The 18,926-nt window shown below is 46.9% G+C and carries 17 protein-coding genes; 7 read left to right on the forward strand and 10 right to left on the reverse strand.

Going from position 1 to position 18,926, the window contains the following annotated elements:
• Positions 1-46: 46 nt before the first annotated feature.
• From GZ78_RS03130 to tyrS, 3 genes are all read right to left on the reverse strand, one after another.
• Positions 47-1,075 (reverse strand): M48 family metallopeptidase, encoded by a 1,029-nt coding sequence (locus GZ78_RS03130; protein WP_051785766.1) that lies wholly within the window; start codon positions 1,073-1,075, stop codon positions 47-49.
• Positions 1,075-2,109 carry a YjgN family protein gene (locus GZ78_RS03135; RefSeq protein WP_034832700.1) on the reverse strand — a complete coding sequence of 345 codons (1,035 nt, stop codon included), beginning with the start codon at positions 2,107-2,109 and terminating at the stop codon, positions 1,075-1,077. Before GZ78_RS03135 ends, GZ78_RS03130 begins: the two co-directional genes overlap by 1 nt.
• A 212-nt stretch (positions 2,110-2,321) precedes the next feature.
• Complete coding sequence (tyrS, locus tag GZ78_RS03140; RefSeq protein ID WP_034832702.1) at positions 2,322-3,629, reverse strand: tyrosine--tRNA ligase; 1,308 nt, start codon at positions 3,627-3,629, stop codon at positions 2,322-2,324.
• 462 nt (positions 3,630-4,091) lie between these two features.
• Here tyrS and GZ78_RS03145 point away from each other — a divergent pair, with 462 nt between their 5' ends.
• Both GZ78_RS03145 and GZ78_RS03150 read left to right on the forward strand, forming a co-directional pair.
• Positions 4,092-5,519 (forward strand): OapA family protein, encoded by a 1,428-nt coding sequence (locus GZ78_RS03145; RefSeq protein ID WP_051785767.1) that lies wholly within the window; start codon positions 4,092-4,094, stop codon positions 5,517-5,519.
• A 255-nt stretch (positions 5,520-5,774) separates the two neighbouring features.
• Positions 5,775-6,905 carry an anhydro-N-acetylmuramic acid kinase gene (locus GZ78_RS03150; RefSeq protein ID WP_034832704.1) on the forward strand — a complete coding sequence of 377 codons (1,131 nt, stop codon included), beginning with the start codon at positions 5,775-5,777 and terminating at the stop codon, positions 6,903-6,905.
• Here the strand turns inward: GZ78_RS03150 and GZ78_RS03155 are convergent.
• The 5 genes from GZ78_RS03155 to GZ78_RS03175 all read right to left on the reverse strand — a co-directional run bounded on the left by GZ78_RS03155 (position 6,902) and on the right by GZ78_RS03175 (position 12,881).
• On the reverse strand, positions 6,902-8,377 hold the full coding sequence (locus GZ78_RS03155; protein ID WP_034832706.1) for a hypothetical protein: 1,476 nt from the start codon (positions 8,375-8,377) through the stop codon (positions 6,902-6,904). The genes GZ78_RS03150 and GZ78_RS03155 overlap by 4 nt on opposite strands.
• Positions 8,378-8,507: 130 nt before the next feature.
• A complete protein-coding gene (locus GZ78_RS03160; protein WP_034832709.1) occupies positions 8,508-9,644 on the reverse strand; it encodes an ABC transporter ATP-binding protein in 1,137 nt (378 codons plus the stop codon).
• 23 nt (positions 9,645-9,667) lie between these two features.
• Positions 9,668-10,510, reverse strand: a complete 843-nt coding sequence (locus tag GZ78_RS03165) for a carbohydrate ABC transporter permease (RefSeq protein ID WP_034832710.1) — start codon at positions 10,508-10,510, stop codon at positions 9,668-9,670.
• A 13-nt stretch (positions 10,511-10,523) separates the two neighbouring features.
• Positions 10,524-11,462: a carbohydrate ABC transporter permease gene (locus GZ78_RS03170; RefSeq protein WP_034832712.1), complete on the reverse strand. Its 939-nt coding sequence runs from the start codon at positions 11,460-11,462 to the stop codon at positions 10,524-10,526.
• A 207-nt stretch (positions 11,463-11,669) separates the two neighbouring features.
• Positions 11,670-12,881 (reverse strand): ABC transporter substrate-binding protein, encoded by a 1,212-nt coding sequence (locus GZ78_RS03175; protein ID WP_034832714.1) that lies wholly within the window; start codon positions 12,879-12,881, stop codon positions 11,670-11,672.
• A 327-nt stretch (positions 12,882-13,208) separates the two neighbouring features.
• On the opposite strand from GZ78_RS03175, the gene GZ78_RS30885 reads away from it, so the two are divergent.
• Complete coding sequence (locus GZ78_RS30885; protein WP_407919740.1) at positions 13,209-13,310, forward strand: MerR family transcriptional regulator; 102 nt, start codon at positions 13,209-13,211, stop codon at positions 13,308-13,310.
• Positions 13,311-13,633: 323 nt separating this feature from the next.
• On the opposite strand, the gene GZ78_RS03185 is transcribed toward GZ78_RS30885, so the two are convergent.
• On the reverse strand, positions 13,634-14,473 hold the full coding sequence (locus GZ78_RS03185; RefSeq protein WP_034832717.1) for a 2OG-Fe(II) oxygenase family protein: 840 nt from the start codon (positions 14,471-14,473) through the stop codon (positions 13,634-13,636).
• 283 nt (positions 14,474-14,756) lie between these two features.
• On the opposite strand from GZ78_RS03185, the gene GZ78_RS03190 reads away from it, so the two are divergent.
• Entirely contained in the window at positions 14,757-16,160 is a 1,404-nt protein-coding gene (locus tag GZ78_RS03190) for a class II fumarate hydratase (protein WP_034834081.1), read from the forward strand.
• Positions 16,161-16,170: 10 nt separating this feature from the next.
• Here the strand turns inward: GZ78_RS03190 and GZ78_RS03195 are convergent, their stop codons facing one another.
• Positions 16,171-16,824 (reverse strand): YdcF family protein, encoded by a 654-nt coding sequence (locus GZ78_RS03195; RefSeq protein WP_152558522.1) that lies wholly within the window; start codon positions 16,822-16,824, stop codon positions 16,171-16,173.
• 246 nt (positions 16,825-17,070) lie between these two features.
• Here GZ78_RS03195 and GZ78_RS03200 point away from each other — a divergent pair, with 246 nt between their 5' ends.
• The 3 genes from GZ78_RS03200 to GZ78_RS03210 all read left to right on the forward strand — a co-directional run.
• Positions 17,071-17,817 carry a hypothetical protein gene (locus tag GZ78_RS03200; protein ID WP_236631468.1) on the forward strand — a complete coding sequence of 249 codons (747 nt, stop codon included), beginning with the start codon at positions 17,071-17,073 and terminating at the stop codon, positions 17,815-17,817.
• Positions 17,818-18,000: 183 nt separating this feature from the next.
• Positions 18,001-18,552, forward strand: a complete 552-nt coding sequence (locus GZ78_RS03205; RefSeq protein ID WP_034832721.1) for a sugar O-acetyltransferase — start codon at positions 18,001-18,003, stop codon at positions 18,550-18,552.
• Positions 18,553-18,657: 105 nt separating this feature from the next.
• Positions 18,658-18,926: recombinase family protein (locus GZ78_RS03210; RefSeq protein WP_201772641.1), on the forward strand; the 269-nt coding region annotated here is incomplete at its 3' end.

Here is an 18,926-nt window from a genome sequence, read left to right on the forward strand (position 1 = left end):
TAAATCGCAAACAACAACGTAGTCACTTGAAAGACGGTGGGTATATTCAGTGTTCGGCAATAAAGGGGTTGATACGTTCATCACTGTCAGGATGGGTCGATAAAAACATGGACAGGTCAGAACTTTCACCTGCATGCTCTGATTTCAACAAGCGCATAATCTCTGCAAAATGATAGGGCTCAGGCCCATGGGTTTTCATAAATGAAAGGGCAAACTGATCGGCTTCGCTTTCCATATCTCTCGAGTAACTACTCTCCATCAACAGTGCAGGCAAAGCAGCAGCCAGGTTGGCGACAGACGTAATATCCCCCGTCACCACAATCAACAAAACGGACAATCCGGTTTGTTGTAATACTCTCCTCAGGCTATGACGTCCGACAACATGCCCTATCTCATGAGTAAGAACCGCTTCCAGCTGAGCATCGTTTTCTGAAAGATTGACCAGTTCATCGGTCAGAATAATTGTGCCATCCGGTAATGCAAACGCATTGGCCCCTACTTCAGGGCTGCTTCTGAAAATCAGTTTCAAAGGAATCTCTTGATCGGATTGAGCCGCCATAGCCTGAAAGCTTACAGTGAGTCGATCCTGAATGGTCTTCTCCAGTTTACTGGGCTCCAGAAATACCTGATCCAGCACATCAAGCGTTCCCTGACCCACACTCATCGCCAGAGGTGCAGGCAGGCTCATAGCTACCTTTTGTGCGGAATAAGGGACAACAATCGCTACCAGAAACCAGATAAAACCTACCATCAGCAGAGCCGAAGCAAAGACATAGCTGTATCTGGACTCAATAGAGTGAATCAGACTAAGTCTGTCACTCTTCTGATACTGCTTAAGCGCTTTATCTATTTGATCATTTTCTGTCGATTCAAACAGCCCTCCGTCAATAAACCGAAGAGATCGGGCTGAATTCCCTACTCGACTACTGATCCCTAAATCTTCAAAGCGTCCTTGGGGGGTGCTCTTGCCTGACATTGTGCATCGCAGATAAACCAGACCTGAATCCTCGACCTCAAGATAACTATCCTGAGATCGACTACTACCTACCGGGTAGAACTGCCCCCTGATTCGCATCAGACACCTACCGCCAGATCAAAAACTTCGCCCACTTCTTCTGCAATAGCAGACTGCTCTTCCTGAGCCTGATCAGTGAAATGATCCAGAGCTTCATCTGCCAATAAAGTAGTCGACTCCGCTCTATATTGAGCCAACCTGATCATAGCCCAGGGAATAGCCAGACCCAGCGTCACGATAATAGCCAGAATATTGGTCAGGTAAATAAATGCCAGCTCACTCGCTTTTTGCCGACTCTCAAAACGGTACTGTTCAATCGCTGTATTGCCATAAATGATGTTGGCAGTACCTGCCATGATAGCGGCAAATAAAACCAGGTACGCTGATGACGCAAAAATCCAGATAACCCCATTAGAGATGGCATCACTCACAGCAAAGCCTGTTAGAAATATTGCGATGGCACCGACAACAGAAAACAGGAAGAAGAAAGCTATGGCTTTTATGTACATCATATAAAAAGCTTTGGCGACAAAAAAAGCCTTGAAGCTCTCCCCACCAAAACTGTAATGATTTACCAAATATTCTTTTTGCTTCTTAAATATCCATGGAAATGCCAAGCCCAGTGACAGTAATGTCAGAACAGGCAATAGAATAAAATACAGACAGGTTTTCCAATAGGTGCCCTGGAACTTGAACCGGACATTCCTCCAGGCACTGACCCTGGCATTAAACGACAAAGACTTATTAATAACAAAAGGAAGAACAACCAGAATAATGGGCCAGAGCAAAAAAGCTACCAAAGGAAAGAAATGATTGGCCAGAGTAAAAGCCAACAACAATCCCATGCCAATCAAACGTCCTTTCAAAATAGTGATGGGGTCAGCCAGATAATTGAATGATGAACCTGCCACCCAGGTTGAACCATAAAAGTAGCGTCGTGTTCTGACTTTTGCCCAGGCTGAATAAATACCCAGCGTAACCACTGTCAGAAGAGTATTGACGATCCATATTCTGAAGAACTCACCCGATTTGCCGGTAAATTCGAAATGATGATGTACTTCCTGCCTTGGAGGCAGCAACTTCCTTGTCTCCATGATCACTCCATGTGATGATTTCCATTTCAAGCGTGGACAACTATACAGACATTTTTTTTCAAAAAATGTAGGCTATTTCTCACAAAGCTTTGAGATAAACGACTTTGGGTAATTGAAAGAAAAAAGTTTTTCGGACCAAGGAAGGTAAGAATATTTCTGAATGGAGAAGGAATGAAGAGGACTCTGAGATCAACAGAGTCCTCTGACTACTGTCAGACTACTTCGAACAGGAAGTGGTTTTTCTTGCCCAGCTTAACCAGGAAGAAGCGACCATACATGGCATGTTCTTCAGCAAAGCATTCTGGCAAATTCATGTTATCTGCGGCACCACGAGCGACACCGTTAAAGAATACCGCATTGCGCCCCAGTGCATCTTTTACCTGCTTACCACTTTTCACCATACCCACTTCTGCAAACAGCTGAGTCATGGGGTTACCTTCGAGTTCACCACGCTTAACTGTTGCACTGGGCAGACCATCCAGCTTGAGCTGTTCAAGATCACTTTCAGAAAGGCTGTTAATATCACCCGAGAAAAGCGCTTCAGTGATACGTTCTGCAGCCAGCAGACCTTCTTCACCATGCACCATACGAGTCACTTCTTTGGCTAATATCTGCTGAGCCTGTGGACGTCCTTCACGAGCCTCGTCTTCTTTCCTGATCGCTTCAATCTCTTCCTGTGGCAGGAAAGTGAAGAAATTCATAAAGCGATAAACATCTGCATCTGCTGTATTCATCCAGAACTGGTAGAACGCGTACTGAGAAGTTCTGGCCGTATCCAGCCAGACAGCACCGCCCTCTGTTTTACCAAACTTGGTGCCATCAGACTTGGTAATCAGAGGCACTGTCAGACCAAAAGTTCTGGCCTGATTCTGACGACGGGACAGATCGATACCACCGACGATATTACCCCACTGGTCACTTCCTCCTACCTGTAGGGTGCAGTCATAACGACGGTTCAATTCAGCAAAGTCCATTCCCTGCAAAAGAGCATAGGAGAACTCGGTGAAGGAGATACCAGCGCCTTCACGATTCAAGCGCTGCTGAACAGACTCTTTGTTAATCATGGCATTGACAGAAAAGTGCTTACCAATATTACGCAAAAAATCCAGGGCGGTCATTTCGCCCGTCCAATCCAGATTATTGACGACCAGTGCAGCATTTTCACCGCAATCAAAATCGATAAACTGGCTGACCTGCCCTCTGATCTTGTCGACCCAGCTCGACACAACATCAGGTGTATTGAGTTGTCTTTCTGCTGCTTTAAAGCTCGGGTCTCCGATCAGTCCGGTAGCTCCACCCACCAGAGCAATGGGTTTATGACCCGCCATCTGGAAACGCTTCAGTACCAGCAGGGGTACCAGGTGCCCCAGGTGCAGACTGTCTGCAGTCGGATCGAAGCCGCAATAAAGAACCCGTGGCTGTTCGCTCAAATGAGCGTCCAACTCTTCCACGGCAGTGGTCTGCGCGATAAGCTGGCGGGCCTGCAGATCTTTCAGAAGCGGATTTTGACTCTCAGACATTTACCTATCCTGCTATGAGGTCTACGGGACTGGCAGGGCAATAAATGCCAGTCTCTTGATTTAAAAACTGCCAAAGCAATCTTGAGCTCAATTTAGCCGCTAAAAGTACAATAAAACAGCCTCAGAACAAAGCTGGAAAAAAGGGTTTCCTTACATTAGGTAACGCAGAGCACGATTTGGTTACAGTATTTCAGAAAAATCCACAAACAGAATGGGGACTTTCAGCTATTAATCATAAGTCTACCGAGCAATGTGTCGATATTTCGTCGCTGGCCGACAAAATATTTACAATTCGCTTATAGCTATAAATCAATTCATTATGTAGCGTTTAGATATATAATTTATATAGATTCGTCACATTTTTTTAATCAACTAGCCATGAGCGAGAAGAAATACTGTTTGACCCGAACCATGAAAATGGCAAACGCACCGACAATGGTATTTCAATAGTAAAAACGTGCAATGACCAAGTTTCCCCCAAAAGGTGCCACGCGTAAGCGACCCAATGGCATCAAGAGTTTTCCCAAGAGACACCTGTTACTGGTAACAGGTGTCGCCGCTGCAGTTATGACTGTTGTAGGCCTGCTACCTTCCCCACAGGTTGAAGCCAAACGTTCTGAAACCGAACTATTAATTGACGAGTTTCAACCAGAAACCCCGGAACAATCCCTGAAAGAGCTGGCATCTAAAGAAGAAGCCACGCCAAAGGAGACTGAAGCTCAACGCCTCGCCAGAGAAGAGGCTGAACGTCTGGCTGCTGAAGAAGCCGCTATGGGCACCTGGAAAAGCATCACCATCAAGTCTGGCGACAACCTTTCAACTCTGTTTGATGACATGGGGTTGAGCGCAAAGGTTGTCTACCAAGTGTCTAAAACCCCAAAACTAGGTAAAAACCTGACCGATATCCGACCTGGCCAGACACTAGAATACCGGGTCAACAAAGAAGGCGAGCTGACTCAGCTTCGCTACATTCAGAACAAACTCGAAAGTATCCTCTACGAGAAACAGGAGGATGGCTACACCGGCCAACAAATCACCCTTGAACCAGAAGTCCGTACGGCCTTCGCTCAGGCGTCAATCAAAAACTCGCTCTTTCTGGCCAGCCAGAAGGCCGGTCTGAGTGAAAAGATGACCATGGAACTGGCTGGCATATTCGGCTGGGATATCGACTTTGCCCTGGATATTCGCAGTGGCGACAGTTTCAATCTGATATACGAAGAGAAATATCTGGATAATGAAAAGCTGGGCGATGGCAACATACTCGCAGCCACTTTTGTAAACCAGGGGGACACCTATACCGCAATTCGTTACACCGATAGCCAGGGTGAAACCAGCTATTACTCTCCTGATGGCAAAAGCATGAAAAAGGCTTTTCTGCGGACGCCTGTAAACTTCACCCGGATCAGCTCAAGGTTTAACCCAAACCGCCTTCACCCGGTCTTCAAAACCAAACGGCCACACCGGGGAACAGATTATGCGGCTCCCACTGGCACGCCAATCAAAGCGGCGGGAGACGGTAAAATTAAATTTATTGGCTGGCAGAATGGCTACGGCAACGTTGTCTATATCCAGCATCCCAATAACATTGTCACTGTTTATGCACATCAGAGCCGTGTGAACAAAAAGTTCAGGAAGGGCAACCGGGTTCGTCAGGGACAAACTATTGGTTACGTTGGCCAGACAGGTTGGGCTACCGGGCCCCATCTCCATTACGAATTCCGGGTTAACGGCGTTCATAGAAATCCGGTCACAGTCAAACTGCCTGATGCCTCCCCTATTCCCAAATCAGAACGGGCTCGCTTTATGGCATTTTCAAACAAGACAATGGCTCAGTTGGAGAAATACAGCAGCACCATGCTGGCCAAGAACGAAAAAGAACCTGAAGAATGATGGTCACCCTTTTCCACAAGGAAAAGGAACCCTATGGACTATACCCATTGGATTTCAAGATGCTACTAGGCGACAAGTGAGCGAAGCCCTGTGAGCCTACAAGTAGTAGGTGATCAGGGTGAGCGTACGCTGGCAACAACGTAGCATTTTGAAAGGCGATGGGTATATACGGCATGAGTTCTGACTCTCAACTAGGACTCATGCCTCTTTGGCTTTGCGGAGCCTGACCATTTCCCTACTCCAGTACCAAGGATTATGCCTGAATACTTTATTGGCCTGATGTCAGGCACCAGCCTTGATGGCATTGATGCCGCTCTGGTTGAGTTTAAAGAACCCCCTTCCCAGCAGTCACTGCAAGGTAACTGCCGACAGATACAAACACTTTCTCACCCTCTTCCTGATGACCTGAGAGAACAACTTCTTGCCCTGACGCTTCCTGGCCCCGACGAGATTGAGCGCATGGCCATAGCCGAACCCGCCTTTGCCAGAGAATCAGCTAACGCCATCCAACAACTGTTAGATAAGGCAGGGTTCAGCCCCCATCAGGTCACAGCCATTGGCAGCCACGGTCAAACTATTCGTCACCGTCCCGAGAAAGGCTTTACCCTTCAGATTGGCGACCCGAGCTTAATTGCTGAGCTAACAGGTATTCAGGTTGTAGCAGACTTCAGACGCCGTGATGTTGCAGCAGGTGGGCAGGGCGCACCGCTTGTTCCGGCCTTTCATAAAGCGGTCTTTAGCAGTCTTGCGTTAGACAGGGTAATACTGAATATCGGGGGTATGTCCAACATCAGCCTATTACCAACGGATTCGCAAAAACCTGTCACGGGTTTTGACACTGGACCCGGTAACGTTTTAATGGATTACTGGTGCCAGCACCATCTCAATCAGCCTTACGATAACAAGGGTCAATGGGCGGCATCGGGCTCTATTAATGATCAACTGCTTAATTCCATGCTGAATGACAGCTACTTTTCTGAAGCGCCACCCAAGAGCACTGGCCGAGAACGCTTTAACCCGGGTTGGCTGGAATCACATCTGAAAGATTTTTCTGACTCACAGCCAGAAGATGTAGCAGCCACACTTACCTTGCTGACAGCAAAAACCATTGCGTTGGATATCTGCCAATATGCACCGTCTGCCAAAGAAATACTGGTTTGCGGCGGAGGTGCCAGCAATAAATATTTGATGGCACTCATTGAGGATGAATTGAACCCACTACCCGTTTCATCAACAGCCTCTTTGGGGATTGAGCCTGACTGGGTGGAGGCCGTAGCTTTTGCCTGGCTAGCCAGACAAACTTTGACAGGAAAGCCGGGCAACCTGCCCGCAGTGACAGGTGCTTCAGGTGAACGAATTCTCGGTGCCATCTATCCGGCAGACTAATCAGTCGGGGCTTTTAGTACTCTCTCCCCCGCGCCATCTGAACCGTATTTAGTCATTAGAGCCGGGGCGAGAGCTGCATTAATTTTGGCAACACGACTTCTCACTTTATCTCTTTCCTGAGGAGTGACCAGCTCTCCTGCAATCAAAGAATTTAGTGATTTGATCAGCTTGTCAAAACCCTTGCTTTCCTGTTGCTGCTTCATTAACTGGCTTTCTTGCTTGATATGGGCAGCCCATTCAAGTGGTTTGGACTTCGGTGGTCTCTGCTGCTTGAAGGTTTTAATCAAGTCTTGCATTTCCCCCTGAAGGCTAATCAGATCTCCCAGCAATGGCACTAATCGAGTGGCATCGTTGGGGTGAACCTCTTCAGCCTCAGCTGCCAACATACTTTCAAGTATTTCCATATCGTCAGCGTCAATCGATTCGTACAGATTCTCTCCTGTGGATGGATCGATTGAGTCCAGACTACTTTTTTCCGAGTTTCTTGGAGGCAGGGGGGGAGCAATCTCACCATAGGCCGGGTTGCTATGAACCTCCGGGGCTCGACTCTGAATTTCTGCATATTCTGGCTGCTGAGGGGTATCACGCCTTTTCGGAATATCATAATGCGAAGGCACTTTCTGATCACGGGGCACATCGTAAGTATCAAGCGGTCTGGATCGCTCCAAACCCGCAGGAGACTGACTCCGATGAGTTCGAGGAGCAGGCTTGGGAGCACTATCACGATTCAGTGTACTTGGCTGATCACTTTTAACCTCTTTAGCACTTGAAGATTGATCAGGCTTTATACTTGTTCGGGATCTTGGCTTGGGTATGGGTCTTTCTTTCTGCAGCTGTTCTTGCTGGACTGTCTGAACATTCTCATACAGAGACTGGTAACGAAAGGGCTCACGGCCTGATACATTCTCATAGTTAGAACTTGATGAGGCGTTCGCATACAAGGGCTCACTGCCTGACGTTAGTTTTGCAGTATCGGTTGTAGCCGTTTTCAGCTTATTTCTACCCTGAACCAGATCATCTGCCTGAATTCTGGGTTGACCAGGTCCTTTGGGTGCAGACTTACCTTGCCTGGGTGCTACAGGTGGCTTCTGCTTCCTACTGCGCTGATTCGACTCCACTTCTCTTTTGCCAGATTCCTGCTGTTTGGAATCTACAGGCTTACTCTTTGAAGACCTTGGTTTGGGAACAGGTGATGAGGCGTATCGATTTCCCTGAGGAAGCACCTGAATGAAAAGCTTGGCCTCAGCCTTCATTGCCGCTCTCAGCTTGAGATCTTTTGGAGGTTTGAGGGGAGGCTGCTGACTTTTCGTTTGTTCAGCCTTCAGAGACGGCAGACTTTGAGAGTCTGCCTTTCTGATTTTTCGTAGTATAACGCCCAGCAGAACAGTGACTGTATTCTTATTACTTCCCTTAACAGGAGAAGGGGTATATAGGGGCCTGCTACTCCCCTGAGGCCCTGAGACATCTGCCATCACACACCATCCATGTATGCATTGATATATTTATCAGTGTAATAGATAGTGCGTGACTAGCATGCTCACAACAGACTTAATCCAGGGGCTGTTGTGGTTTTGTTTACGCGCTCAGCAACTCCTGATCTAGTCAGCTCATTGAAACCACTTTCGACTCACGGACCACTGACGCTTGTGAAAGCACTTTTCTGACTGCATTTCCTTGCGGGTCAAACAAATGGCAGTTATGAGCATTCAGCCCAATCCGGGTGGCACTGCCTGCAGGCAGATCGACTTCACCCGAAACCAGCACAATACACTTCTCAATCGTGGAGCTGCTGCAATGTACGTAAGATTGAGCACCAAGATTTTCAACTACATCCAGCGTCAAATTCATGCAGGCATCTCCCGTCCCATTCAGATGAATATGCTCAGGTCGAATACCCAGTGTCAGATCATCGCCTGGCTTCAGACCACTGCCTTCCCGATCAAGAGTCAATTGATCACCTCCTGTCAGAACTACAGTCACTGACTTTTCCCTGGCATCTATGACTCTGACATCCAGAAAATTCATTCTGGGTGAACCAATGAAGCCAGCCACAAACTGATTGACCGGATGATGATACAGCTGCATGGGGGCTCCTACCTGCTCCACTTTGCCGTCCCTGAGTACAACAATTTTGTCTGCCAGTGTCATCGCTTCTACCTGATCATGGGTGACATACACCATGGTGGACTTTAACTCATCATGAAGCTTTGAAAGCTGAACTCTCATATCCACACGTAGCTCGGCATCCAGATTGGAAAGTGGCTCATCAAATAGAAATAATTTGGGATTGCGGACGATAGCCCGGCCAATAGCTACCCGTTGTCGTTGACCACCGGAGAGTTCTTTAGGCTTCCTGTCCAACAAACGATCAAGTTTTAGCAACTGAGCGGCCATTTCAACTTTCACATCAATCTCGGCCTTGTTCTTCTTCGCTATACGAAGACCAAAAGACATGTTATCCCTAACCGACATCTGTGGATAAAGTGCATAGGACTGGAACACCATAGCGACTTCACGATCAGCAGGAGCCTCTTTCACCACGTTCCTGTTATCCAGATAAATGTCTCCGGTACTGGGTTCCTCCAAACCGGCAAGTGTTCTCAGCAAAGTAGACTTCCCGCAGCCTGACGGCCCAACAAACACAACGAACTCTCCTTCGTTGATGTCCAGATTGATGTCATGAAGCACATGTACATCGCCGTATTTTTTGTTGATATTTTTCAGCTCAACCCTGGCCATGATATAACTCCTGATCTTTCTAATTATTCTTTTACGCCACCCTGGGTGAGCCCTTCAATAAAGGCCCTGGATGCCAGCAGAAAAGCAATTACGGTGGGCGCCATCATGATAATCAGCCCGGCAAACATCATGTGCCACTGAACAGCAAACTGGGTTTTGAATTGCTGCATCCCCAGCGTTAACGGGTATAACTCCCGATCCTGTAGAAACAGCAAAGGCAAAATATACTCATTCCATGAAAAGACAAAGGCTAATAGAGCAACGGTAGCAATAGCGGGCTTAACCAACGGCAGAACTACCATCCAGTAAATCTGAAAAGGTGAAGCGCCATCAATTCTTGCTGCTTGCTCTATTTCCGGGGAAACCCCTTTGAAAAAAGCCGTGAGTATGAAAACAGCCAACGGCAACATAACCGCAGACTGAACAAGAATCACCCCAACTAGCGAGTTAGCCAATCCCAGCTCTTTAACGACAACAAACATAGGCGGTAATGCAAGCCGGCTTGGAATAATCACCCCAATCATAAAGCAGATAAAAATCAGGCTTTTACCCCTGAACTCATGCCGGGCCAACACAAAAGAAACCATGGTTGCCAACAGTACACTGATCACGACAGTGCTGAGGCTGATGATCATTGAATTCAAGAAATACTCGCCGAAATCAGCCTGATCCCAGGCCCTGGCATAGTTTGAAAACTGCCAGACTTCCGGTAAAGCAAATGGCTCTCTTAAAACAGCTCCCAAATTAGGCTTCACCGAATTCATCAGAGCAATGCCAAAGGGCAGCAAAATCGTCAGAGCCCAGGCTAACAAAACAAATTGCACCAGCAGCTGTTCATGGGGCCTGAGTTTAAAGATCTTTTCCATAACGTTGACTCCCTTAGCGATCTCTTAAATTCTTCAGACCCAGATAAATACTGCCCGGCAAAATCATCAGAGCGATGACGATACCAATGGCTGACGCCATACCCAGGTCTGCCGCTCCAGAGCCCCCACTACTGCCAAAGGCAGTTCGGTACTGAAAGGTTCCCATTACATCGGTCGAATAATAGGGCCCGGCATCAGGCCCCATGAGGATAAGCACCAGATCCGCATTATTAAAAACATCCACCATGATCAAAATAGTAATCAGAATAAAAGCAGGGGTTAGTACTGGCAGAACCACATGGCGAATACACTGCCAGCGATTGGCTCCATCCAATACGGCAGCTTCAAGAAGATCTGAGCGAACACCCAGAATGGCTGAAAGAATCAACATAATGACGAAACCAAGCTTTTGCCAAATATAAAAAGCGGCTATGGTCGGTAAGGCTGTACTTTCATCACCAAGAAAGAGAACAGGGCCTTCAGAGGCTCCTACAAATTGAAGAAGTTGATTCAACGGGCCTCGTACATCAACAATCAACTGTCCCAGAAAGGCAATAGCAATTGCAGCCAGAGGATAAGGCAGGAAAAACACCATTTTGTAATATTTTTTGCCCACTGTATTCCAACTGAGCAACAAGGAAAAAACAGTGCCCACCATCAAAAAGAAACCAATACAGAGTCCAAAGAAAAACAGCGTCTGCCAAAATGCTTTAAAGAGCCGTTCACGCATGACCTCATTGGTCAATAACTCTTCATAATTACCGGTTCCAACAAACTCCCAGGGACCAATACCGGGCCAACTGATAAGCGACATGAAAAATGTGCCAATCAATGGCAGGAAGTTGAATAATCCATACAGGATGCAACCCGGAATCAGGAGCATCATATACTGAAACTTTTCTTTTTGACGAAATGTCATCAGGCGCTGGCGTGGAGTAGAAATGGTTATCATGATCTTTTACTTCTTCTTGTTATACGTCGCTAGACTGTTGTTCAGCAAGCTGCCTTTTAAAGCTACCGGCTCATAGCTGGAAATACCACAGACAGTTACAGAATCTGATAGAACCGCATTTTCATAGTAAACAGTCTCAAGCTATGGATGGGAAAAGGGCGACAGAAGGGGAGACTGCCGCCAGTGCACAACAAGGAATCGAAAGAATCAGAGCCCTTTGGATTTAAAACCTGTCTCTATTTTCTGAGCCAGTTGTTTGGCGCTGATCTTACCTGCTATAAATTCCTGAAAGTTAGGACCTACTACTTCTTCGTAAGCTACGTTAATAGGGCCTTTCCAAGTCAGATATTCCTGGCCATTTCTGGCAATAAATTCTGCTGCCTGCTGCTGATATTCACTCTTATAGCTGATTCCGCTTTTATAGGTGGTCAACTCACCCACCAGATCGGCAAACAGCTGTCCAAATTCTTTGGATGCGGTATACGCCAGTACTTTATTGGCTGCTTCAACATTGGCTGATGTAGCATTCACCAGATAAGCGCCATCAGCGAAGGCATAAACCTTACCCGCAGGTCCGGGCACGGGCATCAGTCCAATTTCTGCTTCTGGATCAGTCTGACGAATGGTAGACGCCTGTGAGGTGGACCAAAGCCCGTCAATAATCATACCGGCCTCACCCAGAGCAACATTCACACGCATGCCGCCATAATCCTGACCGCTGGCTGCCGAGTTAATGTAAGGTTTCCAGCTTTCAAAAGCTTCCAGCATGGCTACATACTTATCGCTGGTGAAAGGATCTTTGCGGCTGGCAATAGTGTCTAAATCGTCACCCAGAAAGCCTGCTTCCAACGCTGCATTCAGCATCGCCAGAGACCACCCTGCACGTCCGGCGATATCCAGAGGCACCTTACCAGCGGCTTTCAGCTTCTTCATAGCCTCAGTAAATTCAGCCTGGTTAGTGGGCTCTTTGATACCCAACTCACGGAACAGTTTCTTGTTATAGAGAATCTGGATAGTCTGCACTGCAAAAGGCACACCATAGGTTTTACCATCAGATGCCTGACCCGCATTCATAACGCCCTGAGCCAGACCACTCAAATCAACACTTTCGGAAATAGGTTTAACGATACCCGCTTTAACATACTGATCCAGAAAAGAAGCCCCAGGACGTCCCTGAAAAAGATCAGGCCCACCATTTTGCAAGGCAACATTGAGTCGGGAGTTGTATTGCTGGGCATCGGTCACTTCGACTTTGATGTCTACGCCTTCAAGACGCTTAGAGACTTCTTCCCAAAGAGGCTTTTCCTGTTCACGCCAGGTCCAGAGTTTCAGGGTAACATCAGCGGCTGCTGAGAAACTGGTGACGGCAACACTAAGACCCACACTGGCAGCTACCAGACATTGTTTTAACGTCTTCATCCGCATTCCTTTTTTATTGTTATTGTTTATCAAGCTTATAGCTTCAGTTGCTTGCAGAAAGTCTTTCTATTAGAACAAAACCCACCAGCATGTAACCGGTTACATTTCGTAATAAAGAAGCCCGTCGTTTTCTTTACAGTTAGATTACTGACCTTGAAAAAATCGCTCAACCCAATACTGCATTTATGCGAACCACGTCACATAAAACAAATTCATAACGTGACCCAATCCCGCTTCAGATTCATGGGATCACAAATAGTCCACAGCAGGAATAAGGGTTCGAAAAAGTATTGATTAATCTATGATTACCTACCAAAATCCATCATTATGGATAAGAGATTAGTTAAGATTGGTGAAGCCGCTCGCTTGCTGGGTACTGACCACTCAACATTGAGAAAGTGGATTGAGAAAGTGGGAGAGCACGGGTGAGTTGCTCCCAGCCAGAAAGACCAAAGGCGGTACACGTTATTATGACGTGGCTGAGCTCATGGGATTCAGCAACGAAGCTGCACCTACACTTTGCTACTGCCGTGTATCCAGCCACGATCAAAAAGCCGATCTGGATAGACAGCAAGNTCGAGACACGTTACAGCTCGACCTTAAACCCTACACAAGAGTGGCGTAAGACATACTTCGGTATGCAGCCGTGTTGACGGTGTAGATAAACCCAGATAATCAGTGATTGTCGTAGGTTTTTAGTAGCGGTGACTCTGAAGTCACCCTTTTTTATTGCGTTATTGTTTAATGAACGATTAAACAACACCCAGTTCTTTTAGTCGCTCCATCAGATAACTGCGCTGAGTATGACGCTCAGACAAAACAACTTCACTTCGAGGATGTAGAAAGAGGGGCAGAGACATTCTGGACTTTTCACTCTTACCACCTGCAGGGTTGATTACCCTGTGACTGGTGGAAGGAAAATATCCTCCGGATGCTTCTTGCAACATATCACCCGTATTGATGATCAAGTAACCAAACTTTGATGGGACATCAACCCAGGTATCATCTTTTTGTTTTACCTGTAAACCAGGTTCACTGGCAGCAGGCAGAATAGTCAGCAGATTAATATCTTCGTGGGCCGCAGCACGAATAGCTCCGGGCTCTTCTTCTCCGGTGAACGGAGGGTAGTGAAGTACTCTAAGCAAAGTATTAGGCGTGTCTTCAATCATATGGGGAAGAGGTTCCGAAAAACCTTCTGCCACTTCAGAGGGAGCATTCTTTTCAACCCACGCCAAAAGTTCACCTGCAAGAGTAGAGGCCTTTTCATAGTAACCTGTGATTTCAGATTCCAGATCAGCAGGAATTCGGCCCCAAGGGTAAATATGATAATACTCTTTAATATCCTTCTTCTCATGTCCCTTGGCGACTTCAGAAACCTCAGGCGGGAAATAGCCGTCCTGTTTCTCAGGATCAAAAAGAAAATCCTGTTTGGCGGGCGAGTTAAAGAAATTTAACCAGTTATCATAAATAGACTGAACCAGATCCTGACTCAACGGGTGATTAGTCAAAACTGCAAAGCCGGTTTCGCGAAGCGATTCAACAAATTTCTGAGGCGCATCTGTGGCCGTATAATCGACTACCTGAACGTCCATTATCCTAATATCCGGTGAGTAAAAAGTCGCAGGATACTATCTTTTTCAATAGTAAAAGAACAGACTTTATACAGCGATAACATGACTTGATAGCCTTCATATGAAAGATTGATTTCTGATTCTTCAATATCAGCCGCCGATAAGCTGTATAAGGTCTATGATAGTGGCGTTCACATTCGAAATCCGGACTGGGTATGGTTCCGATTCAATGAAAAACTCCAACATCATGCTAAAGCCCTGGCGACATTTGACTCTGGCACTAATAATGGGACAGTCGACAGCCATGTACAGCTCAACAGAACCCTCATCCGGGGTACGAATTGAACGAGACAGCCTGGGAGAAGTGGCTGTTCCGAAGGGCGCGCTGTACGGTGCGCAAACCCAGCGAGCCATTGAAAACTTTCCTGTCAGTGGCCAGCCTTTGCCCCACCCTTTTATTGAAGCCATTGTTCGAATTAAAAAAGCGGCAGCCCGAACCAATCAATCTCTCGATTTACTGGCTGACGAAAATGCTCTGGCCATTATCGAAGCGGCAGACATCCTTATTGAAGGTAAATATGCTGATCAGTTTCCTATTGATGTCTATCAAACAGGATCCGGCACCAGCAGTAACATGAATGTTAACGAAGTCATCAGTAATCTGGTAAACCGTTCTTCAGGGTTAAAAATATCGCCCAATGACCACGTCAATATGGGACAAAGCAGCAACGATGTCATTCCTTCTGCTATTCATGTATCCAGCGCATTATTGGTCAATAAGCACTTGCTGCCTGCACTGGATCACCTTTTGGACGTCATGGAAAAGCGTCGGGCAGAGCTTGAACATACGGTAAAAACTGGCAGAACCCACATGATGGATGCCATGCCAGTGACTTTTGGGCAGGAAATCAGTGGCTGGATGGCTCTGCTTTCCAATGACCGGCAGCGCATTAAACAAACCCTTGAGCGTCTCTACCAGCTGACTCTGGGTGGAACGGCTGTAGGCACCGGAACCAATACTCATCATGACTTTGCAGAAAAAGTCAGCAAACAACTGAGTCAGGACACCGGCCTGCCCTTTAAACCTGCCAATAACTTCTTCGCTGCGCAGAGTATGCCCGCCTCAGCACTGGAACTGTCGTCAGATCTTCGAAGTGTGGCAGTATCGCTCATGAAAATCGCTAACGATCTGCGCTTGATGAACAGTGGTCCGTTAGCGGGCTTTGGAGAAATCGAACTCCCCACACTGCAACCGGGCTCCAGCATCATGCCTGGTAAAGTGAACCCTGTGATCTCAGAGTCTGTCACCATGGCGGCAGCCCAGATTATGGGACTGGATTCAGCCATTGCGATTGCCGCCCAGTCCGGCAATTTTCAGCTGAATGTCATGCTCCCCCTGATTGCCAACAATCTGATCAATAGCATCACTCTGGCTACCAACAGCAGCATGATTCTGGCAGACAAGGCTATTGCCGGGTTCACAGTCAAGGAAGCTCATATAAAGGAAACATTGAGCCGCAACCCCGTACTGGTTACAGCGTTAAACCCGGTGATTGGTTATATGCAAGCAGCAGAAATAGCCAAGCAGGCCTATCGTGAAAAACGACCCGTACTGGAAGTCGCCAAGGAAAAAACCGGCATGTCGGAAGAAGCTTTGAAAAAGATTCTGGACCCAGGCCGTGCCACTAAAGGCGGTATTGCCAAATGACCTTGCTCTCCTACCGGCTGGTCAACCAATACCAGGTTAACCCCAGATATTCATGAAGAGCTAACTCACTGACCCTAAGGTTGCGGACCCTTGGTACCCAATAGGACAGTTTCTGCCAGGAATTTTCTTTCCAGGTGAATGCTGTGGGTGCGGGTATAACGTTGAACCCCGCTTTCTTAAAGCTCAATACTGACCGGGGCATATGCCAGGCATGAGTGATCAGTACAACCGTCGACAGCTCTTTACCCAGCATTTTTTTACTGTTAATAGCATTTTGCCAGGTCGTCATACTCTCGCTTTCTGTCCATGTCACATCAACGTCATAGTCATTCTTCAGAACCCTGACCATCATTTCTGATTCAGGACGCTCTCCACCCCCCGTAACCAAAATAGGCACATCACATTCCCGGTTTAACAAGGCTGTATAACGAATCCTTTCCAGTGATAAAGGGGTTGGCTGATAGCCTTCCAGTTCGGGGGAATTCCCGGGTCGCCCTCCACCCAACAACACCAGAGCATCTGCTTTTTTACAGGCATCCATATCTACAGGGGGATATATTTCAAGCCCTCTGGCTAATAAGTTGGCAACAGGAGCAACAGAAAGCAGGTAGAGCAAAATCAGGGCTATCCAGGCAAGCCAGCCCAGCGAGGCTTTGAAAATCATTCCCACAATCAGTATCCAGATAATATTTAAAGGGGGGAGCAGGCTTACCTTGAGAAATGACCTGAGTGGCGACCCTATAGCATTCAGAAAACCCTGCAATGGTCTATCCTCAGTCGATTAAGCCTGTAAAAGCTATGTTTAACCATGAAATATTCCGCCATCCCTGACACTGGCTTCTCATCCGTTCCAGAGCTGATCACCAGGCTCATTCAACCTACCTTGAAGCCAATGCAGGTGCTCATATGTGTGATGCTACTGAGCTTTACTTCATTACTGCAGGCTGAGATCACCCTGATCCCTGAGAAAAAAACACCCTTGCCTTTAGTCTCAGCCACTGAGCTGGATCCACTGACCACCAGTGATATCCACAAACGTTATCCCAAAGGCTTTCGTATTTTTACCAATAATATAACACCTTTGTTGCGGAAAAAGCTTAACCGGCTGACCACTACAGACTATCAGGTTCAGTACGTTCAACCCGACGGCAATGAGTTGAGAAAAATCACATTGTCGGTGGTGCAGAATGATGGTTTTTCTCACTTTCTGGTGAAAGTGTTGGGAGAAAAACCCGGTTGTTCTCCTTTCCTCAGTCAGGAAATGACTGAATACGGCACCCGAAAGCATGGCCGCCCCCTGATCAAAAAAATATCCAAACTTCCTTCACTGACAACCAAAGATCTGTTATCACTGATTCAGGATCATCACTGGTGGATCAATGTTGGCTATGAGAATTACCAAAACACTCCCGAGGTTGTCACAAGCTGGTTACATCAGGCCGGTTATGACAACGCCAAACTGATCAATGCCGGATTAAAAGACTGCTCGGTCACCTTATCAAAAGCACAACTCGATGAATTCAGCCAACTGACCGCCCTCTCTTACCTCAACAATGCCGTGCGTGGTTTGTTCTACAGCAAACAGGGGTCATCAATAACGCATTACCGTACTGTAGCGGTTGAATCCCTGAATAAATCGAACAGTAAAAATCAGTAAACTTGTCGACTTATCAGCCTACCGCCCATGCTGACTGATTTTATTTTCATGACCTGAGACGAGCAGTATTAAGGCTAAAGGCCACTTGTTCAGTAGAAGATTCTTATAAAACATCGGAAAGCACGAACTACAGTACTGCTTTAGATGTGAATTTATAAAGGCACTAATATTCTGGATGGCTTTATGACTGAAAAAGAGAAAATGCTGGCAGGTCTGGATTACCTGGCATTTGATTCTGAACTGACTCAAGAACGCTTGAAAGCCAAGCAACTGTGTCACCGTTTCAATCAGGCAGCACCTGATGACAAAACTATGCAGGCACAGATCCTTAACACACTTTTGGGTACTGTTTCAGAAGCCTGGATTGAGCCACTTTTCTTTTGTGATTACGGCTACAACATCCACTTGGGTGAGAATTTCTATGCCAATCATCACTGCACTATTCTGGACGGGGCGAAAGTCAGCATTGGCCATAATGTTCTGTTTGGCCCCAATGTGACACTGAGCACAGCAGGACACCCGTTGAATGCCGAAGTACGAAATACCGGATTAGAGTTCTGCAAGCTAATCACTATTGGCAACAACGTCTGGCTAGGCGCCAACGTTACCGTCAATCCAGGCATTACTATTGGTGATAATGCCGTAATTGGAGCGGGCAGTGTGGTGACCCGTGATATCCCTGCAAATACCGTGGCCGTTGGGACTCCCTGTAGGGTTCGAAACAGTATTGATTAATCTATGATTACCTACCACAATCTATCGTTATGAATAAGAGATTAATTAAGATTGGTGAAGCCGCTCGCTTGCTGGGTACTGACCACTCAACATTGAGAAAGTGGATTGAGAAAGTGCGAGAGCACGGGTGAGTTGCTCCCAGCCAGAAAGACCAAAGGCGGTACACGTTATTATGACGTGGCTGAACTCATGGGATTCAGCAACGAAGCTGCACCTACACTTTGCTACTGCCGTGTATCCAGCCACGATCAAAAAGCCGATCTGGATAGACAGCAAGAACTACTGGAGGCTTATTGCTCTGCCAAGGGCTGGCGAACGCAAGTGATCCGTGATCTTGGCTCCGGCATGAACTACCGGAAGAAAGGTCTGAACCA

This window comes from Endozoicomonas numazuensis (assembly GCF_000722635.1).
Taxonomy (GTDB): Bacteria; Pseudomonadota; Gammaproteobacteria; order Pseudomonadales; family Endozoicomonadaceae; genus Endozoicomonas_A; species Endozoicomonas_A numazuensis.